Consider the following 22,924-nt stretch of genomic DNA (forward strand, 5'->3'; position numbering starts at 1 on the left):
GGGGTGACTACCCTCCCTGCGGTCAGCTAGTACTGTTCATCATCTACTCTGCCTTGCTTCGCAAGTCAGTCGTAGTGATTCACAGCAAAAACACGTTCTTCCCGTGAAGGGACGAACGTGTTCGTGGTACCACCCAAATTTTGTTATCTATGATAACGCTTTGTTGATCGGTAACGGGATCAGGCGGCGGTTTTTAATGGGGCTTTTGGAGCCCTTTCGAAACGGCGACGAACAGATGATTTGATTTCTTACAGGGTTTTATTTGGCTTCCACTCTCCCAAACTCGCTTGAAAAATATAAGAAATCTTTTTGTTCTGCTTTCTAGTCGTTGTCTGTTTTGTTTAATTCATTTAATAAACTTCTTGCATCATCCAATGTTTTCACTTCACTGTTGTCACTGACATCAACGATTTTTTCGCTTGATTCAACTACATCGATAGGTGATTCTTGGATGTCTACTGCTTCTGAGTTTACTCCAGAAGTATTTTCACTGTCAAGTTCTTTTGATAAAACTTCTCTAATGACTTGGTGAGAATCTTGTACATAGCTTGAGAATGGTGCCAAGATTTCTTCCCATTCTGGGCTCTTGACTTGTTCTAATTGCGTTTGTAGCATAACCAATAAGTTGTTGTGGAAAACGCGGGTTTTCTTTTTCAAGTCGTTGGTCTCTGTTGCCAATTGGCGGGCATTATTGGTTGCATCCGTTAAGATTTCTTTGGCTTTTTCTTCAGCAGCAACATTCAACGCATGGGCCCGTTTTTCGGCTGTTGCCACCATTTCATCCGCTTTATTTTGGGCAGATGTCACGATGACTTCGGACTCTTTGCTAGCACTTGTTTTTACTTTATCAGCTGTATCTTGTGCGACAATGATCGATTGGTTCAATGCGTCTTTTAATTCATTGAAGTATTCAAGTTTTTCTTCCGCATGTTTCAAAGATTTCTCTAATTCACGATTGCGTTGGACAGCTTCTTCGTAATCGCGGACGATCATATCTAAGAAATCATCGACTTCATCTTGATTATATCCTCTCATTTTGACTGAGAAGTTTTTATTCTGAATATCTAATGGAGTTAATGCCATAATTTACACCTCTTTGATTTATTTACGTAGAACACCTAACAACAATCTAACTTTTTCTTTTTTGGTTGTACCTTCTAACCCTTGTATTTGTATCCGACCAAATCCTCTTACTGATATGATATCCAGTAAATCCAGAACAAAATCTGGTCGTAGTACTTCAGTCCAATTGACTTTGACTTTCCCAGACTCAATCAATTGTTTGGACCGTTGGCGAGAAATATTATATACGGCAGAAATCACCGTATCCAGTCGCAATGAACTGACTGTCTCTCTTTCTTCTGTCCAACCATCCTTCGGTACGATCAGATCTGTGTACTTGGTTTCTTCCAATCGCACAGAAACATTGCCTATTTTTTCAACTTGCAATTGGATAAATTGACTGACCTCTGTGGCAACGAATACTTGCCAGATGTCACCGTCAGAAAGAATATCGCCAAAATACTCTCTTTTGACCCCAGTACCCATCAATGTCCCTAACACTTTTCCATGGCTAAGCACAGTAAATTTTTTGGGATATTGGATCGTGAATAATGTCATATCGAATTCATCCGTAGTTGGAACATAATAATCCGGATAAATCAAACAGCGCCTTCTTTCCGCTGCTTCATACCCGCCAAAAAAGCGGTAACTTAGATCTGTTGATTGTCGAATCAAACTTTCCAAGATATACGCTTGCCTGGGATCAAGGAAATCAGTTAAGAAAGGTGCATATTGCATTTGCACTTGCTCGATCCAACCTTCAGCGGAATCAATAAAAGGGCGCTCATCGTTTCGAAAATGTTGATAGACATTTGCGTTCACCGATAATCACCCCTTACTTCTAAAATAAAATTGATGTTACGATCACAGTCAGACCTTGTGAGGCCAACTGTAACACGATCACTGCCACAGCAATCGTAAAGTCAATGCCGCCAATGCTGAGATTCACACGATCAAACAGACTTAAATAGGGCTCACAGACTTTAGATAAGAAACGGCCAAAGGTCGATTGGTATCCCCCCGGAAACCAAGATAACAGTGCATAGATCACAAGTAAAATCGTGTATAAGTAAACTGCATCATTGAACAGTTTCAAAAGATTATAGATTAAAATCGGCGTTCCTCCTCAAATTAAAGATCAAAGAAATTTGTATCTGCCAATGTTTGCGCAGTGCCGTCGATTTCCATTCCTTTAGGGGTGCAAAGAAAAATTTCATCGCCGACCCGTTTGATATCTCCATCTTCAGCGTACACTGTTCCAGTCAAAAAATCAACTATTCGGCGGGCTTGGTATTCTTCAATTAAGTGAAAATTAACAAGTACAGCATCACCATTGATGACTTGTTTGGCAATTCCCATCGCTTCAGAATAGACCCGCGGTTCAACGATTGTGATTTTACCAGCCATTGTCGGTCTAGTCTCTTTGCTTTTCACATTGCTGCTACTGCGTTGCTGCGCCATTGAAACCACTTTTTCTTCCGTCTTGAATGTTGGCTTGCTGCGCTCAGGTGCCGCAGTTGATTGTTGATAACTGCTGCCTTGAGGCTGATAACGATGTTGTTGCGACTGTGTTTGATTCCGCGCTTCTGGTTCAGAATAAGTAAACGCTGGACCATTGGCAGCTTTAGGCGCAGTATACGTATTTCCTTGATTTACAGCCACTTTAGGCACTGCTCTCAAGGTATTCTCTTGCTCATACGATTCACTCTCGTAATCTTCTTCATCAGTTAGGCCAAAAAAATTGGTTAATTTATCTTTGAGCGACATCAGTCAACCTCCTTTACTATTGAAATAATGCTGTTCCTACACGGATAAAAGTTGCTCCTTCTTGAATAGCTTCTGGAAAATCATTACTCATTCCCATACTTGTTTCTAAACAAGGGGCATGTGTAAGTTGCAGGTCAGCGATCCGCTGTTGTATTTGCTTTAAGGTTTTGAACAATTGATGCCGTTGACTGCTGGACGCATCAAGAGGCGCCATCGTCATCAAGCCTACGACACGAATCTGATCCAAAGAAGCAAGATCATGAATGAACCCTTCGACTTCTTCAACTGCAATCCCTTGTTTCGATGCTTCCTGCGAAACATTCACTTCCACAAAACAGTTGATTGGCTGTTCTGCTCGTTTTTGGATCTCTTGAGCTAATCTCAAAGAGTCCAAAGCGTGAAAGTAATCAATTTCATTAATAATTGATTTTACCTTCCTACGCTGTAAATTACCAATAAAATGCCATTTGACATGAGGATAATCCTTGAGTGCTTGTTTCTTTGAAAGTAATTGCTCGACGCGATTTTCAGCACAATCTTCGGCACCGGCCTCCAGTAAAATGCGCGTGGTTTCTGTATCCACAGATTTTGTGACAGCAACCAATCGAACCTCCGACGCTTGTCTAGAAACAAGAGCACAGGAATCCTGTATCTCTTGCTGGATCTTGTGCAAGTTCTCAGAAATCATGTGCTCTGCCTCCTAGCGTTTGCGACGGAAAAACGGTGGTGTGCTTAACTCGTCGTCATCGTTTGATTTTACATCTTCACGACTAAATGTATCGAATTCTTTTTTCTCCACATTTTCGAATGTGTTTTCTTCTACTTTAGGGCGCACATTTTGCTCTTTGCGGATATCCCAATCACCAAAACCGCTATTGTCCTCAGCTTGAGCTGGACGTGCTTGTTCCATATCTAATGTTGGTTTTTGCGGAATAGAATGGATTTGGCTTTGATTTTGTCTACTTGAACGAGCTGTGCGTTCTTTCTTTGACGGATCGATGCCTGTCGCAATCACAGTCACTCTGATTTCGTCACCTAAGTCTTCATTGATCGATGTACCTAAGATGATATTGACATCTCCAGTTGCAGCATGAGCAACGATATCAGAAGCATCTTGCGCTTCGAATAATGTCATGTCTAACCCACCAGTGATATTCAATAGTACTTGTTCCGCACCATCGATTGATGTTTCAAGCAATGGAGAAGAAATAGCTTTCTTCGTTGCTTCGATCACACGTTCTTCTCCGCTGGCTACACCGATACCCATCAAGGCAGTACCTTGGTTTTCCATCACGGTTTTCACATCAGCGAAATCAAGATTGACATAGCCTGGTGCAGTGATCAAATCAGAAATACCTTGCACACCTTGGCGCAAGACATTATCTGCTTCGCGGAATGCTTCAAGCATAGGCGTTTTCTTGTCAACGACTTCTAATAAGCGGTTGTTAGAAATAATCAATAATGTATCGACATTTTCTTTTAATTTGGCGATACCTTCAGCAGCGAAACGGCCGCGTTTTGGTCCTTCAAACGTAAAGGGACGTGTGACAACACCGACAGTCAATGCGCCGATTTCTTTCGCAAGCTTCGCAACGATCGGTGCAGCACCTGTACCAGTACCGCCGCCCATTCCAGCTGTGATAAAGATCATGTCCGCGCCTTGTAATGAATCGCGAATCGCATCTTCACTTTCTTCTGCTGCTTTTTCGCCTACTTCAGGTTGAGAACCAGCACCAAGGCCACGGGTATATTTAGGGCCTAATTGGATCACTGTTTCTGCTTTTGAATTTTTTAATGCTTGAACGTCTGTATTGGCTGCAATAAATTCTACGCCTTTGACGTTTTCTTCGATCATACGATTGACAGCATTGCCGCCGCCACCGCCGACGCCGATGACTTTGATGACAGCACCATCATTGATGTTATTATCAATTGAAAATTCCATAATTTGTCTTCCTCCTGAAAATCATTTTTAGGTTATTCAAAGATATTTGAGAAGAAATCTTTCACGCGATTGGTAATAGAGCCAGTCGCTTTTTCTTCTTCAACTTCTTCATAGGTTTCTTCCGGTGCTTCGTACTGTTGTTCATAGCTGACTTCTTGTTGGACAGCTACGGGCTGTTGGTGTGACGTCTTTTCGCCAGTGATCGCGCTTTTCGCCAATTGATAGACTTCACTCAAGTTGGCAGAGTAATCAACGATACTGATCACATTTGTAAAGACAGGATTGCGTAAGCCCATATGGTTTGGTACGTATAATTTTACATTCGTTTCAAATACTTCTTGTGCCAAGTCTACAACACCTGGTAAGCTCGCTGCACCACCGGTCAAAATTACACCGCCAGGCAATTCTAAGCCATCGATTTCATTCAACACTTCTTTAGATTTGATAAAAATCTGTTCCATCCGCGCTTCAATGATTTCAGAAAGATAACGCTCATCGATTTTCACTGGTTCAGACTTGCCGATCACGTCTACTGGAAATTCTTCGCTGGCAGAGGTTCTTTCAGGATAGGCATCGCCATAATTGATTTTTAGCGCTTCTGCATTATTGAATGATGTATTCAATACAGTAGAAATATCTTTGGTGACGAATTCGCCACCTTCTTGATTGACATGTGTAAACTTCAATTGTTTATCATGCATCGCAGAAGTGGTTGTTTGTCCACCGCCGATGTCGATAACGATCGTACCAAAATCTTTTTCGCCGTCAGACAAGATCGATTCTGTCAAAGCCAAAGGCGTGATCACCATTTCATTCACGATCAAGCCGGATTTTTCGACACATTTGCGGATATTGTGGATGATCGTTTTTGGTCCAGTGTATACGACACCAAACATTTCTAAACGAACACCGATCATTCCCCGTGGGTCTTTGATGCCTTCGAATCCATCAACGGTGAATTCTTGCGGCAAAATGGCAATGATTTGCCGTTCTGGAGGTGTGGAGCGGACAAGTGCTGCTGAAGCAACATTACGCACGTCCTCGTCTGTGATTTCTTTTGATTCGCTATTGACTGCGATCATACCTTGGCAATTTTCTACATCAAGTAAATTAGCCGGCACGCCTACACTGACGCTGCGAATTTGAATTCCTGCTTTTTCTTCTGCCTGTCTTACTGCTCTTTGAATGGCTTGCACCGTTTTGTCAATATCTACAATGATTCCGCGGTTGATTCCCTCAGATTTTGCATTTCCTACACCAATAATATTCATTTGGCTGTCAACGTATTCAGCAACAACAACTTTCACCGATGTCGTTCCGATATCAAGGCCAACATACATTCCCGTTTTTGCCATGGATGGGGTTCCCTCCTACTTAAATTGGATATATAGCGAACCATCACAGTCCGTTTTTAATGTTCAATCGAATAATTTGTTCACTGTTACCAATTCTACCATATATTGGCGCTTTAGAGAAACAAGTTAATAAAAAAACTCTTGATTTTTTTCTAAGAATCAGCATCAGTGGACGATTCAGTCTCTCCATCCTGATCTTTGGTACTGGAAATTGGGTAAGTAAAGATACCAACCTCCATATCGACAATGCTCGCTTCTGACAGATCATTCGCGATTTGCGGGTAATACTGCATTTGACTCGCCATATTAGAAATATTGACAATGATTTGATTCCCATCATTCATAAATAATGTCAATAATTCATCATTGCTTTCTCTTGGTGTCGATTTGATTTGAGAAATACCATCCTGTAATTCTTGACTTAGCTGTTGATAGGCATGCAAGACTGCCTTGATGTTGCCTTCATCTGTAAAATCTTCTAATATCGGTAATCCTTCGATTGGTTGATCGCTCGTTTCTGAGAGAACAGTGCCATTTTCTAAGATAGCAGCATAGGTGTCATCTTTAGCCAACAATGCGACTTCTTCGTATTCTTGTACGGCGATTTCAAAATGGTTCAAGCCAACCAATGAAATCGTCACGTTCTTGATACGAGGGATTGCTTTTTCGATGGCTGCTTCTCGTGCATTGCGACCGAGAAATTGCGGCCATAGATCTTCATTAAGGGTCAACTCTGAATCCGCGATGATCTCTTCTTGCGATACATCTTCATTTCCTTTGACAATCACTTCACTTAATCTGCTTAATGGCGAGACAAAGTACAAAACGACCAATAACGGAATCATCAAGATGCCGATAATAAGCGCTAATCGCCGCATAAGCTGACGATTTCGGTACTGTTTCAAGTTCGGCAGTCGATCTGCAAAGGAGCGTGGTTGCGTATTCGCCTGCACTTCATCAACAGGCTCGTCCATTGTTTCCGAAGATGGCGCTGTTGGCTGTTCATCCGATGTTTCAGACTCGTCGTCGACAGGCTCTGTATCGTTGTCAGCGGCTTGTGTCCAGATAGGCTGATCGCCTTTATCATGCAGGTACTTTAAGTTTTCTCTTTGCCAAGGGGTCAACCCTTCCGTTGACGATGGGGTTTGATCATCATGAGGTTGTTTGTCTTTACTAATGATAATCGCTCCTTTCTATCCCACACATTGTACTATTTGATGACCTCTTGCACAAGTCGAAATAACCTTTCAGAAGCATCGCTGATTCCTTGTTCTTTAGATGCATGCGCCATTTCTTTGCGTAAAGGTTCGTTTTCCATAATACTGTCGACCGCAGCGACTAGATTATTGCTGTTCAACTCACTGTCAGCGATCATTTTGACAGCGCCCGCATGAACCAAACTCTGCGCATTTTTGGTTTGATGATCATTGGTCACATAAGGACTTGGAATCAAGATAGCAGGAATCCCCAGAGCTGTAAATTCAGCAATCGATGTTGCCCCTGCTCGACCGATCAATAAGTCGCTATTGGCCATCACTTCCGCCATTTGGTCTATGTATGGTCGAATGCTGATATTTGGGAAAGCATCCTTAGACATACCGATTTTCTCTTCTATTTCTTTGTAATACCGTTCACCAGAAGCGTACAAGACTTGATAGTCCTTTTTGGCAAACAACGGTATCGCTTCGATCAACGCTTGATTGATTTTCATTGCTCCTTGACTGCCGCCAAATATCAATACAGTCGGTCGTCCAGGCTTCAGATCATAGGCAGACAAAATCGCCGACTTCTGACAATCTCTCACTTCTTGTCCCCGCGGATTGCCGACTAAAACCGTTTTTTTATCAGGAAAATACTGCGCCGCATCTTGAAATGCGATCGCGATTCGATCCACATGTTTCGTCAGAAATTTATTGGTAATGCCTGGAACACTATTTTGTTCATGGATGATTGTTGGAACCTTTAATCTTGACGCCGCAAAAACAACTGCGCCAGAGACGTAGCCGCCGGTCCCGATCACGACATCTGGCTGAAAGTCTTTGATGATTTTTTTGGCTGCGCGATAACTCTTCAAAAACAACTGGATCGTTTTGACATTATCCAATGATAATTTCCGCTTGAATCCTTGGATCTCTAATGTCTGAAAGGCAATCCCAGTTGGCGGGACGATTTTATTCTCCAAACCTCTGGTGGCGCCAATATAGAGAAATTCTGCATCTTTATCAATAGATTTCACATAATCCGCAAAAGACAGGGCCGGATAAATATGTCCGCCAGTTCCGCCACCAGTTACTAAAATTTTCATGGTTTTCACTCATTTCTTTTTAAATCTGATACGGCTGTCATGAATCTATCGCCGCGAATCTCGAAGTTAGGATATTGATCCCAACTAGCATTTGCTGGTGACAATAATATCGTGTCCCCTGCTTGACTATGTTTGAAGGCGATTGGCACCGCCGTTGTGACGTTTTCGGTCATCTCTATAATTGGCACATGTGCTTCTTTAGCTGCTTTGGCTAATTTATCCTTCGTTTCACCAAACAAAACAATTGCTTTTAGTCCGATGAAATAAGGCACAAGGTCATCAAACTCATTGCCACGATCTAATCCACCCGCCAATAAAATCAACCGTTGATTGTCAAATCCGTCTAAGGCCATTTTAGTAGCCAAACTATTGGTCGCTTTGGAATCGTTATAAAATTTCACATCGTGATAGGTACCGACATATTGTGTGCGGTGGGGTACACCACTGAATGATTGCAACGCTTCTTTGATGTCATCATTTGACATCCCTTCTAGCTTGCCGACAGCAATCGCAGCTAAGGCATTCTCAACATTATGACTACCTGGTACACCCACTTCGGTTACGGACATGATCCGCTCCTCTTTGAAGTACAGATTGCCCTCCAGCAAATAGGCGCCGTCCACTTGTTCTTTCGTAGAAAAAGGTACGACTTTTGCTGCAGTCATTGCTGCTAATTTCTGCAATTCAGGCTGATTCCAATTGATGACAAGATAATCATCAGCGGTCATATTTTGTTGCAACTTCCACTTAGCATGCACATATTCAGGACGGCTGCCGTGATAATCGATATGGGCTTCATAGATGTTGGTGATCACGGCGATACGTGGTCGCAACGTATCAATCCCCATCAACTGAAAACTTGATAGTTCCATCACCAATCGATCTTCGGCTTGTGCAGTTTGTGCAACTGAACTAGCAGGAAAGCCAATGTTTCCGGAAAGAAGCGCTTTGCCTTCTGTCATGCCCGCATTCAATACTTGCGCAATCATAGTCGTCGTTGTCGTTTTGCCGTTGGTCCCAGTAATGCCAATGATTGGCGCCTCTGATATTTCATAAGCCAATTCCACTTCGGTGATCACTGGGATCCCTTTTGCTATAGCCCCTTGAACGATTGGTTGTGTGTAAGGGATACCTGGATTTTTGACCACCAATGAAAAGCCTTCATCTAATAATTCAATTGGATGGCTGCCTGTGATCACTTTTACGCCTAACGCCAAAAGATCTTGTGCTTCGGGGTTTTCTGCAAAAGGTTTGCCGTCATTGACGGTCACCAACGCGCCCAAATCATGTAATAATTTGGCCGCGCTGAATCCACTTTTTGCTAATCCTAACACAAGAACTTTTTTATTTTGATATGCTGTTATATTCTTCATCATTTTCCATCTCCTACCATACAATGACTAATGTAAGTATCGAACAAACCAATGCAATACACCAAAAAACAGTGTCGATTTTCCATTCTGACCAACCACTCATTTCAAAGTGATGATGAATCGGAGACATTTTAAAGATCCGTTTGCCAGTTAATTTAAAGGAAGCCACTTGCAGCATGACACTCGCAGTTTCGCATACGTAGATCAAGCCGACCAACAATAACGTCCATTCTTGGTGCAATAAGATCGAAATTGCCGCTAATAGACCACCCAAAGCAAGGGAACCAACATCGCCCATGAAAATTTTTGCAGGTTTACGATTGTAAGGAAAGAAGCCAATCAAACCACCAATGACCGCCAAACAAACGATCAAAATATCGACTTGACCTTGTCGCCAAGCGATGATTCCATATGTCGCAAAAGAAATCGTGCCCAAGCCAGCGACCAAACCATCAATACCGTCCGTTAAATTGACTGCGTTGGAAAAGCCAACTAGCCAAAAAATAACAAATAATCCGTAGAAAATATTTAATGGTACATCCAAACCAAACAGATTTAAGGTATTGGCATTTCCTTCAGACAAGAAAACCAAGTAAAAGACAACACCGCCAACGATCTGTCCAATCAACTTTTGCAATGAGTTTAAACCCATATTTCTCTTTTGAAAGATTTTGATAAAATCATCAATAAATCCTAACGCACCATACAATAAAGTGACAAACAAAAGAATGAACAATGATGCCGTCAGTTGATGTTGCCACGCACCAACCCAAATCGTGGTGATCATCGCAGCAATCAAAAAGACGAATCCGCCCATCGTAGGTGTGCCCGCTTTGATATTGTGCCATTTGGGTCCTTCACCACGAATCTCCTGTCCGTATTTCTTCATTTGAAAATACCCGATAAACAGGGGCATCGTAGCTGTTACAATGGCAAAACTACTCGCCAGCGGTAATATCATCTCTGTCCATTCCATGTTATTCTCTCCTATTATTCGTTTTTGCTTAAAGTAAATTTGATTGATTGTCCCGACAATTCTATATAGGCCTCGACACTTTGCGCAGTACAGTAACCATCGCCTTCAAAGGTGACATCAATATTGAGCAAGCTGCCAAATTTGATTAAATCCGCCTTAGACCAGCCTGTTGTATCAGGCATCTCATACGTATCACTGTTGGTGATCAGCAAGACCCGTTCACCGGCCATCACCGTAGTGCCGCTATCTACCGACTGTGCGGTAACTTCGTCTCCATCACCAATCACAACTGGGATCAAGCCCAGCTTTTGTACGTCAGTGGCTGCAGCTTCTGTATCAAGATTGCGGTAATCGTTGACAGTGATTTCTTCACTCGTAGTTGTTGTTTCATCTAATGAAGCATTCTTCAGATCCATGACCCGTTTCATCAATGGGTTGGCAATCTCAGCCAACACTGTACTTTCATGTTTTTCAGGTAACTTGATCGTTAAATACAAGATATACTCTGGCTCTTCCGATGGAAACATTAGGACAACTGAATACAAGTAATCTGATCCACCAGATAAATATTTTCCAGTATCAGGATCTGCCACTTGGGCTGTTCCTGTTTTGGCAGATATATTATAGCCAGGCAACTCGTAAATACCATATGCACTTCCGTAGTTTTCACTTTCAACAACATCCCGCATATACTCTCGCACTTTGGTTGCCGCATTTTCAGTGATTGGGTGACCCACTTCTTCTGTTTGGGTGACTGTGGCATCTCCGGTTTGTGTATCAACGATTTTGCTGATAAATTGCGGCTTCAACATCGTGCCGTTGTTGGCAACTGAAGTGAATGCTTGCATCATTTGAAAGTTCGTTACCCCGATTGCTTGACCAAAAGAAGTCATTGCTTGACTGACGGGATTGTCTTCTGGAGTAATCCCAGTGTTTTCATTTGGCAAGCCGGAATACGTACTGCGGCCGAAACCAAACTGTTTCAAATATTGCTGCCAACGATCGGCCATCCGTTGTTCTAATGTGACCATCCCAATATTACTAGACCATGACAAGGCTTGTCGCATCGTCAATGTGCCTTTTTGTCCATAATCCCAGTCATTGATCGTTGCATCATAGAGCTTTAATCCATCACTGCTTGGGGTGAATGTTTCATTTTCATTGAAAATCCCTTGATCGATTGCCGCGGCTGTCGTCAAGATTTTCATCGTTGACCCTGGTTCATAATTGTCTTCAACTAATAGATTTTGCCAATCATTGATTGAATCTAGATCTTCTGGATTATAGGTAGGGCGTTGCGCCATTGCAATGATTTGCCCTGTTTTGGCATCCATCAGATTGGCGGTCAAATTTTCAGGATTATTGTCTTCAAAGACCGAATCCATAAGTGTTTCTAAATAACTTTGGATACGGCTGTCAATCGTTGTATAAACATCTTTACCATCCACAGCCGCTACTGTTTCTGCTACCGTACCTGGCAATGGATTTTGGTTGTTGTCTTTTTGATAAACGATTTTGCCATCAGTCCCCGATAGGATATCATTATAGGCTGCCTCTAAACCTGTTTTCCCTTCAAGTCCAGTATCATCATCGTTGGCAACAGCATAGCCGATAAAGTGAGAAGAAAAAATACCATTCGGATATAGACGCGCAGGGTGACTTTCAAAGTGGAATCCTGCGATTCCTTCTTTTTCCATCGCTTCTTCAATAGCTTTCTTCTGTTCTAATGTAATGTTATTCCCTTTACTACCGAACGCTACTTGCCACAATTGATCCGTAAGACCTGCTTCTAATTTTTTCACAGTAGTGTCTTCATCGATACCTAATGTGTCAGAAAGTATTTTCGCTAGCTTAGAAAAGTTCTCTTCTTCAGCATATAATTTCTTTTTGCCGTCTACGTAGTTTTGGTTCAAAACTGCATAAATCGAATATGATGTAACATCTTCTGCGATGGCAATGCCATTTCGGTCATAGATCGTTCCTCGTTTGGCTTGGATCACTTCACTGCCTTGGTACAAGTTTTTGGTTTTCTCAGCGAGAGAAGTTCCTGCCACATCACCAACGATCACGATATAGCTCAAACGCGTGACAAACAAAAAGAACAATCCAATACTCGTAGCAAAGAGAATAATACCTACTTTTTTGCGATTGTTCATCGTAGTTTGATTGTTCTTTTTTAAGTATTGCTTGAATTTATCTGTTAGCTTCATCTAATCCACTTTCCTTAAATTGCCATCATCAATGGACAATCCTTGATCCTCAGCTATCTTCTTGATGCGATCGGTTTTAGAAAGTTCGTTTTTCTCTTGTTCTAATTGCTCTGCTTCAGCTGTTTTTTCATTGATGTCTGATTGAATCAATGAAATGTCATGTTCTACTTGGCTGATGTTGGTCCGAATACTGATCGTCAAGATCGCTAAGGTAATCACGGCCAGAACAACAAATGTAGCAATGAGCTTTTCCAACGCAGAAATACTTTTTAACCGTCGTTGCGGAGATGCTGGGATGCGGATCACTTCAGGACGCTGTGGGTCTTGGGGAAGTTTATCAGCTATTTGTTCAGTTTCTTCAGTGAATTCATGTTCATGAGGTTCTGTGAATTCATAGTCATGGACTTTTAATTCTGCCATAGCTGCTACCCTTCGCTTTCCTTTGTTTTTTCCGCAATTCGCAGTTTCGCACTGCGTGAGCGATTGTTTTCTTCTACTTCTTCTTCAGAAGGTAAAATTGGCTTTCTTGTGACCAACTTCAATGTTGGTTGAAATTCTTCTGGTATGATAGGCAATCCCGGCGGCATATCTTTCGGGCTGCTGTACTCTTTAAACATCGATTTAACGATGCGGTCTTCTAACGAGTGGAACGTGATCACGCTGATACGACCATTTTTGGCCAAACATTCAATGGCTTGTTCCAAAGAAGTTTCGATCACACCCAATTCATCATTGACTGCAATCCGTATTGCTTGGAAAACCCGTTTTGCTGGATGTCCGCCTTTTCGTCTAGCTGGTGCGGGAATCGCTGTTTTAATGATTTCTACCAGTTCCCCCGTTGTTTCGATTGGACGTTGCCCACGGACGCGTTCAATCTCACGGGCAATTTGTTTTGAAAATTTTTCTTCTCCATAACGGAAAAATATTTTGACCAATTGATGATACTCAAAGGTATTGACCACATCATAGGCACTCAACGGTGCAGATTGATCCATTCGCATATCTAGTGGCGCATCTTGGTGATAACTAAAGCCCCGTTCGGCTTCATCCAACTGTGGAGAAGAAACGCCTAGGTCATACAAAATACCATCGACTTTGGTTACACCTTGCTGCGCAAGCGCATCCTGCAAATAACGGAAATTGCTTTTGATAAATGTCACCATATTTTTTTCTATATAAGGTGCCAAGCGAACCTTGGCATGATCGATTGCTGTTTGATCTTGATCAAACGCATATAAATGACCCTCTTCTGACAATTGAGATAAGAGATATTCACTATGGCCAGCTCCACCTAATGTACAATCTACATAGATGCCATTCGGACGTATATTCAGTCCGTCGACTGTTTCTTGAAGCATTACGGTGTAGTGTTTGAAATCTGCCATTTGTTTTTTCCTCTTCCTATCTATAAGCCAAAATCGATCATCGTTTCAGCAATCTCATCAAAATTCTCTTCTGCTTCAGCAGTAAATGCCTGCCAGCGTTCTTCATCCCAAATTTCAATTCGATTTGCGACCCCAATGATCACACAGCTCTTCGTCAATGCCGCATGTGTTCTTAAAGTAACTGGGATATTGATCCGACCTTGCTTGTCTATTTCACATTCTGTCGCAGCTGAATAAAAGAAACGGACGAATGTCCGAGCATCTTTCTTTGCAAGGGGCATTTCATTTAATTTTTCTTCAAGTGTTTCCCATTCAGACAACGGATAGCCAAACAAACATCCATCTAGCCCTCTGGTGACAACAAATTTTTCTCCAAGTTTTTCACGGAGTTTCGAAGGGACGATTAGACGGCCTTTTGAATCGATTGCATGTTGATATTCACCCATAAACATCGACAAAAACCCCCAATCTCCACTTGATATTCACAGTCTACCACAATCCCCCACTTTCTACCACAAATTCCATGAAATTTGGACGGGAAGTTCTTTGACTATTCTTTACCAAATGAATAATTGCGGGTCTAACGACTTTTTAGCGTCTTTAAAAAAACTTTAAGCGAATCACGAGTCATTTTACTCGTGTACTAAAATTATAAATAAGCAAGAATATTGAAGATAACCAACACAACATGAAAAACAATCGTAAACAAAAAAATACTTCGCCAATACATCTTGCCATATCGACCATAATCAATCTCTTGATAATAGTATGCTTGAAAAATCGCCAATAAGATACCTAGTAAAAATATCGATAACAGATAATAGAGCGTGATTGCTTGATCAAAGGTATACGTAGACAATCGATGAATCCCGATGATCAAAAAAGGAACCGCGACATCTGGCGCCTTGATGTGGAATCGATCATTTAAGGAAAGAGTCGATACCAAGAACCGGCAAGCGAGATAAACAACGGCTGGATAGATATACCAAAACAAAACAATTGGATGAAATGATGACATACAAAAAATCCTTTCTAACAACTAGTGTCACTATACTTGATTTACTTTACAACCTTATTTCAGTTCGTTTAAAAATATATAGACAATTAAGTCAGACATGACAAGATGTACCTACCGTCTTGTCAAAAGGCGTATTCACTGACCAAGGTGTTTTCTTCTTATATTAAAACAGAAGGAAAGCTCTTCAACAAGCGTATCTTGTCATTCTCTCTTTATTTTTGCCATTTGGTTGTTTTTTTATTAATTTCTATCGTCTTTATCTTGAGTTATCAGCAAATTGAAGGTAAACTGTCACTAGAATAACTCTTGAAGGTGGATTTAAGATGAACGAGAAAAAACCAAAAAGCACATTTGCTAAGGTGACACAGGTTGTCATTTGGACAATGTTGATTCTGACAGTCGGATCAATTTTCCTAGCCGCATACACGAGCATCATGGGTTAAAAAAATGCCTCTCACAGTGAATCAAAAACTGTGAGAGGCATTTTTTATAACAATGGCGAGATCAATCGTGCCAAACCCTCTTTGATCTTGATTACCACTGAGCGCTGTTGATAATGCGCTTTCGTCAGCGCTTTTGCATCCGCTGAATCACGTAAAAAGGCCGTTTTTGCTTTCGTGGCAGTTTCAACATCGTAAATGATGGTATTGACCTCAAAGTCTAACCTAAAGGAACGGACATCGATATTGGCTGAACCAATCGATACCACCCCACTATCAATGATCATGGTTTTGGCATGCATAAAGCCTTTTTCATAGGTTTCGATCACAGCACCAAACTGTAGCAGTTCTGCTGCAAATGAATAAGTCGCCCAGTACACGAATGGATGATCCGGCTTGTTGGGAATCTGGATATGGACTTTGATCCCTGAAATCAAAGCAAGCTTCAGCGCATTGTGGATCGATTCATCTGGGATATAATACGGCGTTTGGATCATGATCTCTTTTTTTTGCCAAATTGATCATTTTCAAATAAGTCATTTTGATTTCTTCGCGTTCCGTGTCAGGACCGCTGGTTACCACTTGTGCAGCCACCGTCCCTGTGGCGTGGATCGACGGGAACAACGCTTCATCATATTTGATTTCTAACTTGTGCTGCGAATTCCAATCCATTAAAAACCGATTCTGTAATGAGTAGACCGCTGGGCCTACGATACGTAAGTGATTATCTCGCCAGTAGCCAAACTTTTCAACAACACCGAGATACTCATCTCCCACGTTAAAACCGCCAGTATACCCAATTTTCCCATCGATCACAACAATTTTTCGATGATTGCGATAGTTGATTCTCGGATTGATAAAAGGAACAAACAATGGAAAAAAGAAAGACACCTGTCCACCATGCACCCGCAACTCTTCAAAGAATTTCAGAGACACACTAGAACTGCCCCATGCATCCAATAAAACGCGTACCTTTACGCCACGTTTAGCAGCCCTCACTAACGCTTCCTTGATTTCAACACCTAAAGCGTCCCCGCGATAAATATAATATTCCATATGGATATGGGCATGCGCTTGATCGATATCTGCGATCAGCGCATCAAATTTTTCCCGGCCATCTGTATACAGCGTCAGTTGATTGCTTGTTGTATACAACGAATGTCCAAATACCGTCAGCATATAGACCAGTTGTTTGACTTCTACTTGATCAGTGGGGGGATGGGGAAAGAGTCCGCGTTTGAGTGCTTGTTTTTGTTCTTCCAGTTCAACATTCAACCCCACATTCGCTTGCGCCCGCATGTCAAAAATCTTCTCTTTGGAGATACCCTTTCCAAGAAAAATATATAAAACAAAACCAACGATTGGTACAAACAGTAAAACCAAAAGCCAAGCCCATGTTTGGGCCGTTTGTTTACGCTCTCTGAAAATAATAATCATGGATAACAATAAATTGACCACAAAAAGAACGGTGATGAAATTGTCCATACCAAACATGAAGATACCTCCACTCCTTACTATCATCAAGCATAGCTAAGATAGCGTTTAATGTAAAGTCACACTTTCGTTACATACCAGTACCTCAACCGTCCCGTCATGCCCGCTGACACAAAAAAGCTGATTCAGCAGAATCAGCTTTTTTTGGCTATTATACTTTTAAGAAACGACGCATGGATAAGACTGAGCCTAAAGAGCCAATCACAATCCCAATCAACGCCATCACACCGCATACTTGCAATAAGAATGTGTGTGGTGCAATCAAACTATAGTTAGACCGCAACAGCGAAGGATTGACCAAAGCATATACTTGATGATAGCCGAAGTACATGATTGCAATTGGAACGATTGAGCCTAACAAACCGATCCAACCACCTTCAAGGAAGAAAGGCCAACGGATGTAGCCATTTTTCGCACCCACTAGACGCATAATTTGGATTTCTCTTTGTCGCGACATAATCGTGATCCGAATCGTATTCGAGATCAAGAACATTGCCACAAAAATCAATAGTACTGCCGCAGCTAAGCCCCATGTTCGAACAGCCGCTGACAACGAAAAGATTCTATCTGAAGAATCGCCACCATAGTCTGCTTTGAAGACGTTGGCCAAATCTCCAGCTTGATCTGCGATATCTTTGGTATACTCCGGATCTGTCGCGCTGACAACATACACATTATACAAAGGATTACTATCACCTTCGAACAAGTTCCAAGAATCACCCATCGCATCTTGAATTTTCTTCAACTCATCATCACGACTGGAAAAGTGAACTTCCGAGACATTCGGCAAATCTTTTAGTTGTTGTTCTAAAGCATCCATATCCTCTTGTTCTGTACCAATATCGACAAAGACAGAAACATCCACGTTTTCTCGGATATCCTCTGCTAATTTCGTGGCATTTAGGATAACACCCAAGAAGATACCGACCAGTGTCAAAGTAATGGTGACTGCACTTAATGAGGCAATCGTCATCCAGCCATTACGTTTTAAACTTTTGATACTCTCAAGGAGATGACGGAAAAAAGTTCTAATCATCGTAGCCATATTCTCCTTCCGCTTGGTCGCGAATAATGCGGCCATTTTCGATTGCGATCACGCGGTGACGGATCGTGTTTACGATTGTACTGTTATGTGTTGCCATCACAACAGTCGTTCCTTGGGCATTGATTCGATCCAATAATTTCATGATTTCCCAAGAATTTTCTGGATCCAAGTTCCCAGTTGGCTCATCCGCGATCAACACTTTAGGGGTGTTGACGATTGCACGAGCAATCGACACCCGTTGTTGCTCCCCACCCGATAATTCACTAGGGAACACACGAACTTTGTGTTTCAATCCAACTAAATCAAGCACTTCCATCACCCGTTTTTTGACATCTCGGGGCTTACGTCCGATTACTTGCATCGCATAGGCCACATTTTCAAAGACCGTTTTGCGGGGCAATAATTTATAATCCTGGAAGACAACACCGATTTCTCGACGCATCAATGGAATCTCACGACTTTTCATGCCGACTAAATCATAGCCTGCGACATTCAAAACACCTTTAGTGGCTCTTTCTTCTCGATACATCAATTTGATAAACGTTGACTTGCCCGCGCCGGAAGGTCCAACGACATAGACAAATTCTCCTTGATCAATTGAGATCGACAGGTTGCGGATAGCAGTCGTACCATTAGAGTACTTCTTCATTATGTCTTTCATTTCAATCATACAGCTATCTCTCCATCTCAAAAATTTTCATACTGGCTTATTATAGCACGAATATATTTCACATTGCTTGCAACAGATTACAATTATATGTCAATCTGTTTAAGGACAGGCAAGGTTATTTTTGGTTTAGTTTTAGCTTCAAAAAGGCATCGATAAATCCAGCAAGATCACCGTCCATCACTGCTTGAACATTCCCTGTTTCAAAATTGGTCCGATGATCTTTGACCATTGAATAAGGATGGAAGACATACGACCGAATTTGAGAACCCCAGCCAATCTCCATCTGCTCGCCACGCAGGGCAGCCGCTTCTTGTTCTTTCTTCTCTACTTCTAATTGATACAATTTGGCCTTCAACATACCCATCGCTTGTTCTCGGTTTTTCAATTGTGAACGTTGTGCTTGACTGGCCACGACCGTTCCAGTCGGTAAGTGGGTGATTCGAACAGCTGATTCCGTTTTGTTGATATGCTGACCACCTGCACCACTGGCCCGATAGGTATCGATTTTCAAATCATCAGAATTGATTTCGATGTCGATATTGCCATCTAATTCAGGCATGACATCGACGGAACAAAATGATGTATGGCGGCGTTTCGCAGAATCAAAAGGCGAAATACGGACCAATCGATGGACACCTTTTTCGGATTTCAGATAGCCGTACGCATTATGACCTTTGACCAATAGTGTCACACTTTTGATACCTGCTTCATCCCCTGCTTGATAGTCCAGCATTTCCACTGTATACCCCTGTTGTTCGCAAAAACGCGTGTACATCCGCAAGAGCATGCTGCCCCAGTCTTGTGACTCGGTGCCGCCAGCACCAGGATGTAATTCGATGATCGCATTGTTGCGGTCATAAGGTTCATCCAGCAACATCGCCAATTCGTAAGTCGCCATCTTGTCGCTTAACTGTTGCATCCGCTCAGCCAATTCAGCTTCCATTTCTTCGTCGGATTCTTCTTGGATCATTTCCAGCATGACATCTAATTCTTCCAATTCTTCTGCCAGCTGATTGAATTGATCATAGGTTTCTTTGTTGGCATTGTTGGCATTGATGACCGTTTGTGCTTTTTCTGAATCATCCCAAAACGTAGGGTCCGCCATTTGATGTTCTGCTTCTGCAATATCTTCTTCTAATTGATCTAAGTCAAAGAGACCCCCTAAAACTAGTTATTTTTTCATGCATTTCATTCAATTGATTACGGATATCTGCGATTTCCATTATATTTCCTTCTTTCTTTTCGTTGTACGTGAAAGTAGGCTGGACAAAAATTCCTGCCAGCCTACCCCAACTTTACATTCTTACATGTTTTTCCCGTGACAATTTTTGAATTTCTTACCGCTGCCGCAAGGACACGGATCATTGCGACCAACATTTTTAAAACTTGGCTCTTGTTTGGCCGGTGCTTCTTCAACGCCTTGCGCTTCACCTTGGGCCACTTGTTCCCGTTGGACGTTTTGGCGGATTTCAGCTTTCATGAATAATCGGGTTACTTCGTATTCGATTGCCCCAACCATATTTTCAAACATATTGTATCCTTCTGTTTGATATTCAACCAATGGATTATTTTGTCCATAGGCCCGCAATCCAACAGATTGTCGTAGTTGGTCCATCGCATCGATATGATCTGTCCATTTGGTATCTACAACACGTAGAATAACCACTTTTTCAAATTCCAGTAATTGTTCAGGACTATTCAACTGCGCTTTCTTTTGATCAAAGATTTCTTGCGCCCGTTGATTCAGATAGTCTTTGATTTCTTGTGCTGATTTTCCTTTTATGCTATCGACTGAGATGCTCTCTTCATGAACCAAAGCATTTGCCGCAAAATCGACGATACCTTCGTAGTTCCATTCGCTTTCTTCCCCTTGCGTATGGCTATCCACAATACGACTGATTGAGCGTTTGACCATATTCATCAAAGTTTGTGATAGGTCTTTTTCTTCTTTGATGACTTCTTGGCGTTGGCCGTAGATGACTTCCCGTTGTTCCCGCATCACATCGTCGTATTGCAAGACATTCTTACGGGTATCGTAGTTGTTTCCTTCAACCCGTTTTTGGGCAGATTCAACTTGTTTAGACAACATTTTACTTTGGATCACTGCATCTTCTTCATCAATCTTCATCCGATCCAAGAAAACTTTGATTCGTTCAGAACCGAATCGTTTCATTAAGTCGTCTTCTAATGAAAGATAAAATTGTGACATACCAGGATCGCCTTGGCGTCCCGCCCGTCCCCGCAGCTGATTATCGATCCGGCGTGATTCATGGCGCTCCGTACCAACAACGGCTAAACCGCCAAGTTCTGCGACATCTAAACCTAACTTGATATCAGTTCCCCGACCAGCCATGTTGGTAGCGATCGTGACTGCACCTTTTTGACCGGCATTTAAAATGATTTCCGCTTCTTTAAAGTGGTTTTTGGCATTCAGCACTTCATGCGGTATTTTCTCACGGTCAAGCATGCTAGACAGCAATTCAGAAGTTTCAACTGCCACTGTACCAACCAAAACTGGTTGTCCTTTGCGGTGGCGTTCTTTGATGTCTTGGACCACTGCTTGGAATTTGCTTTCTAAAGTTGGATAGAGCAAATCTGCACGGTCATCCCGAACGATTGGTCTATTTGTCGGAATTTGGATGACTTGCATGTTATAGATTTCACGGAACTCTTCTTCTTCCGTTTTGGCAGTACCCGTCATCCCAGACAATTTTTTGTACATCCGGAAATAGTTTTGAAAGGTGATCGATGCCATGGTTTTGGTTTCATCTTCGATTTCAACATTTTCTTTGGCTTCAATGGCTTGATGCAACCCATCAGAATAGCGACGACCATCCATGATCCGCCCCGTAAATTGGTCAACGATCAAGACTTTGCCATCTTGGACCACGTAATCAAAGTCGCGAATCATGATGTAATTGGCCCGCAAAGCTTGATCCATATGATGCGTCAACGCTGTATTTTCAATATCATAGAGATTATTCAAGCCAAATGTTTCTTCGGCTTTCTCGATACCTTTTTCAGTCAACCCAATCGTTTTTGATTGGATATCGATTTTGTAATCTTCTTCTTCCACCAAGCGTTTGACAAAATTGTCGACACGATTGTACAATGCCGTTGATTTTTCGGCTTGACCTGAAATGATCAGTGGCGTTCTCGCTTCATCGATCAAGATCGAATCGACTTCATCGACGATGGCATAGTTCAATGGACGTTGCACCATTTGGTGACGATACACGACCATATTATCCCGCAAATAATCAAATCCTAGTTCATTATTGGTACTATACGTGATATCACACGCATAGGCCGCTCGTTTTTCTTCGGCTGATTTAGCGTTGATATTCAGACCAACTGTCAAACCTAAGAATTCATAAAGATCGCCCATTTCTGTTGAGTCACGGGTGGCTAAATATTCATTGACGGTAACGACGTGAACCCCTTCGCCACTGATGGCATTTAAATAAACGGGTAATGTAGCGGTCAAGGTTTTCCCTTCACCAGTACGCATTTCAGGAATGTTCCCGTCATGCAAGACCACCCCACCCATCAATTGGACATGGTAAGGGTACAATCCCAACACCCGTTTGGCAGCTTCGCGGACAACCGCAAATGCTTCTGGCAGTAATTGATCTAATGTCTCTCCACCTTGATAACGGCGACGAAACTCCTCGGTTTTTTCACGAATTTGTTCATCTGTTAAAGCGGCCATTTCGTCCGCGTGGGATTCAACTTGAGTGGCAATATGGTCAAGACGTTTTAATTCTTTTTTATCGTTTTCGATTAATTTTCTAAAAAAATTGGCCATGCGTAACTAATTCTCCTTTTATATCTACTTTTCCAAGCTAGAAACTCTCCTAACCATTTTATCACTTGTTC

At 42.0% G+C, this 22,924-nt stretch carries 21 protein-coding genes and 1 pseudogene; 1 reads left to right on the top strand and 21 read right to left on the bottom strand.

Annotation, left to right across the window (positions count from 1 at the left end):
• Positions 1–321 precede the first annotated feature (321 nt).
• The 16 genes from A5886_RS11780 to A5886_RS11855 form a co-directional block, all read right to left on the bottom strand.
• Positions 322–1,083: a DivIVA domain-containing protein gene (locus tag A5886_RS11780; RefSeq protein WP_086275311.1), complete on the bottom strand. Its 762-nt coding sequence runs from the start codon at positions 1,081–1,083 to the stop codon at positions 322–324.
• An 18-nt stretch (positions 1,084–1,101) separates the two neighbouring features.
• Entirely contained in the window at positions 1,102–1,884 is a 783-nt protein-coding gene (locus A5886_RS11785) for a YlmH family RNA-binding protein (protein ID WP_086275312.1), read from the bottom strand.
• Between the two features lie 19 nt (positions 1,885–1,903).
• Positions 1,904–2,152: a YggT family protein gene (locus tag A5886_RS11790; protein ID WP_086276050.1), complete on the bottom strand. Its 249-nt coding sequence runs from the start codon at positions 2,150–2,152 to the stop codon at positions 1,904–1,906.
• Between the two features lie 41 nt (positions 2,153–2,193).
• Complete coding sequence (locus tag A5886_RS11795; protein ID WP_086275313.1) at positions 2,194–2,829, bottom strand: cell division protein SepF; 636 nt, start codon at positions 2,827–2,829, stop codon at positions 2,194–2,196.
• A 16-nt stretch (positions 2,830–2,845) separates the two neighbouring features.
• The gene (locus A5886_RS11800; RefSeq protein ID WP_086275314.1) at positions 2,846–3,517 is read right to left on the bottom strand and encodes a YggS family pyridoxal phosphate-dependent enzyme; all 672 of its coding nucleotides are present in this window, start codon (positions 3,515–3,517) and stop codon (positions 2,846–2,848) included.
• 12 nt (positions 3,518–3,529) lie between these two features.
• The gene (ftsZ, locus tag A5886_RS11805) at positions 3,530–4,774 is read right to left on the bottom strand and encodes a cell division protein FtsZ (protein ID WP_086275315.1); all 1,245 of its coding nucleotides are present in this window, start codon (positions 4,772–4,774) and stop codon (positions 3,530–3,532) included.
• A gap of 32 nt (positions 4,775–4,806) precedes the next feature.
• Positions 4,807–6,129, bottom strand: a complete 1,323-nt coding sequence (gene ftsA, locus A5886_RS11810; RefSeq protein ID WP_086275316.1) for a cell division protein FtsA — start codon at positions 6,127–6,129, stop codon at positions 4,807–4,809.
• Between the two features lie 152 nt (positions 6,130–6,281).
• On the bottom strand, positions 6,282–7,253 hold the full coding sequence (locus A5886_RS11815; RefSeq protein ID WP_086275317.1) for a cell division protein FtsQ/DivIB: 972 nt from the start codon (positions 7,251–7,253) through the stop codon (positions 6,282–6,284).
• An 86-nt stretch (positions 7,254–7,339) separates the two neighbouring features.
• Positions 7,340–8,434, bottom strand: coding sequence for an undecaprenyldiphospho-muramoylpentapeptide beta-N-acetylglucosaminyltransferase (murG, locus tag A5886_RS11820; protein ID WP_086275318.1), 1,095 nt, complete (start codon positions 8,432–8,434; stop codon positions 7,340–7,342).
• 5 nt (positions 8,435–8,439) lie between these two features.
• Positions 8,440–9,807, bottom strand: a complete 1,368-nt coding sequence (gene murD / locus A5886_RS11825; protein ID WP_086276051.1) for a UDP-N-acetylmuramoyl-L-alanine--D-glutamate ligase — start codon at positions 9,805–9,807, stop codon at positions 8,440–8,442.
• A gap of 13 nt (positions 9,808–9,820) precedes the next feature.
• The gene (mraY, locus tag A5886_RS11830; RefSeq protein ID WP_086275319.1) at positions 9,821–10,783 is read right to left on the bottom strand and encodes a phospho-N-acetylmuramoyl-pentapeptide-transferase; all 963 of its coding nucleotides are present in this window, start codon (positions 10,781–10,783) and stop codon (positions 9,821–9,823) included.
• A 14-nt stretch (positions 10,784–10,797) separates the two neighbouring features.
• The gene (locus A5886_RS11835; RefSeq protein WP_086275320.1) at positions 10,798–12,993 is read right to left on the bottom strand and encodes a penicillin-binding transpeptidase domain-containing protein; all 2,196 of its coding nucleotides are present in this window, start codon (positions 12,991–12,993) and stop codon (positions 10,798–10,800) included.
• Positions 12,994–13,413: a cell division protein FtsL gene (gene ftsL, locus A5886_RS11840; RefSeq protein ID WP_086275321.1), complete on the bottom strand. Its 420-nt coding sequence runs from the start codon at positions 13,411–13,413 to the stop codon at positions 12,994–12,996.
• 5 nt (positions 13,414–13,418) lie between these two features.
• Positions 13,419–14,378 (bottom strand): 16S rRNA (cytosine(1402)-N(4))-methyltransferase RsmH, encoded by a 960-nt coding sequence (gene rsmH, locus A5886_RS11845; RefSeq protein ID WP_086275322.1) that lies wholly within the window; start codon positions 14,376–14,378, stop codon positions 13,419–13,421.
• Between the two features lie 20 nt (positions 14,379–14,398).
• Entirely contained in the window at positions 14,399–14,830 is a 432-nt protein-coding gene (mraZ, locus tag A5886_RS11850) for a division/cell wall cluster transcriptional repressor MraZ (protein WP_086275323.1), read from the bottom strand.
• A 197-nt stretch (positions 14,831–15,027) separates the two neighbouring features.
• The gene (locus A5886_RS11855; protein WP_086275324.1) at positions 15,028–15,396 is read right to left on the bottom strand and encodes a DUF3397 domain-containing protein; all 369 of its coding nucleotides are present in this window, start codon (positions 15,394–15,396) and stop codon (positions 15,028–15,030) included.
• A 323-nt stretch (positions 15,397–15,719) separates the two neighbouring features.
• Here A5886_RS11855 and A5886_RS11860 point away from each other — a divergent pair, with 323 nt between their 5' ends.
• Positions 15,720–15,839: a DUF4044 domain-containing protein gene (locus A5886_RS11860; RefSeq protein ID WP_082348610.1), complete on the top strand. Its 120-nt coding sequence runs from the start codon at positions 15,720–15,722 to the stop codon at positions 15,837–15,839.
• Positions 15,840–15,883: 44 nt separating this feature from the next.
• Here A5886_RS11860 and cls read toward each other — a convergent pair.
• The 5 genes and pseudogenes from cls to secA form a co-directional block, all read right to left on the bottom strand.
• A pseudogene (gene cls / locus A5886_RS11865) lies at positions 15,884–17,330 on the bottom strand (cardiolipin synthase).
• Between the two features lie 151 nt (positions 17,331–17,481).
• Positions 17,482–18,366, bottom strand: coding sequence for a permease-like cell division protein FtsX (ftsX, locus tag A5886_RS11870; protein ID WP_086275325.1), 885 nt, complete (start codon positions 18,364–18,366; stop codon positions 17,482–17,484).
• A complete protein-coding gene (gene ftsE / locus A5886_RS11875) occupies positions 18,359–19,045 on the bottom strand; it encodes a cell division ATP-binding protein FtsE (RefSeq protein ID WP_086275326.1) in 687 nt (228 codons plus the stop codon). The genes ftsX and ftsE overlap by 8 nt, the downstream gene beginning before the upstream one ends.
• 115 nt (positions 19,046–19,160) lie before the next feature.
• A protein-coding gene (prfB, locus tag A5886_RS11880) for a peptide chain release factor 2 (protein ID WP_143353790.1) occupies positions 19,161–20,268 on the bottom strand; the annotation gives its coding sequence in 2 pieces (ribosomal slippage) (positions 19,161–20,195 and positions 20,197–20,268; 1,107 coding nt in all).
• Positions 20,269–20,348: 80 nt separating this feature from the next.
• Positions 20,349–22,853 (bottom strand): preprotein translocase subunit SecA, encoded by a 2,505-nt coding sequence (secA, locus tag A5886_RS11885; RefSeq protein WP_086275328.1) that lies wholly within the window; start codon positions 22,851–22,853, stop codon positions 20,349–20,351.
• Positions 22,854–22,924: the final 71 nt, after the last annotated feature.

This window comes from Candidatus Enterococcus testudinis, from assembly GCF_002140915.1.
In the GTDB taxonomy this organism is placed as follows: domain Bacteria; phylum Bacillota; class Bacilli; order Lactobacillales; family Enterococcaceae; genus Enterococcus_D; species Enterococcus_D testudinis.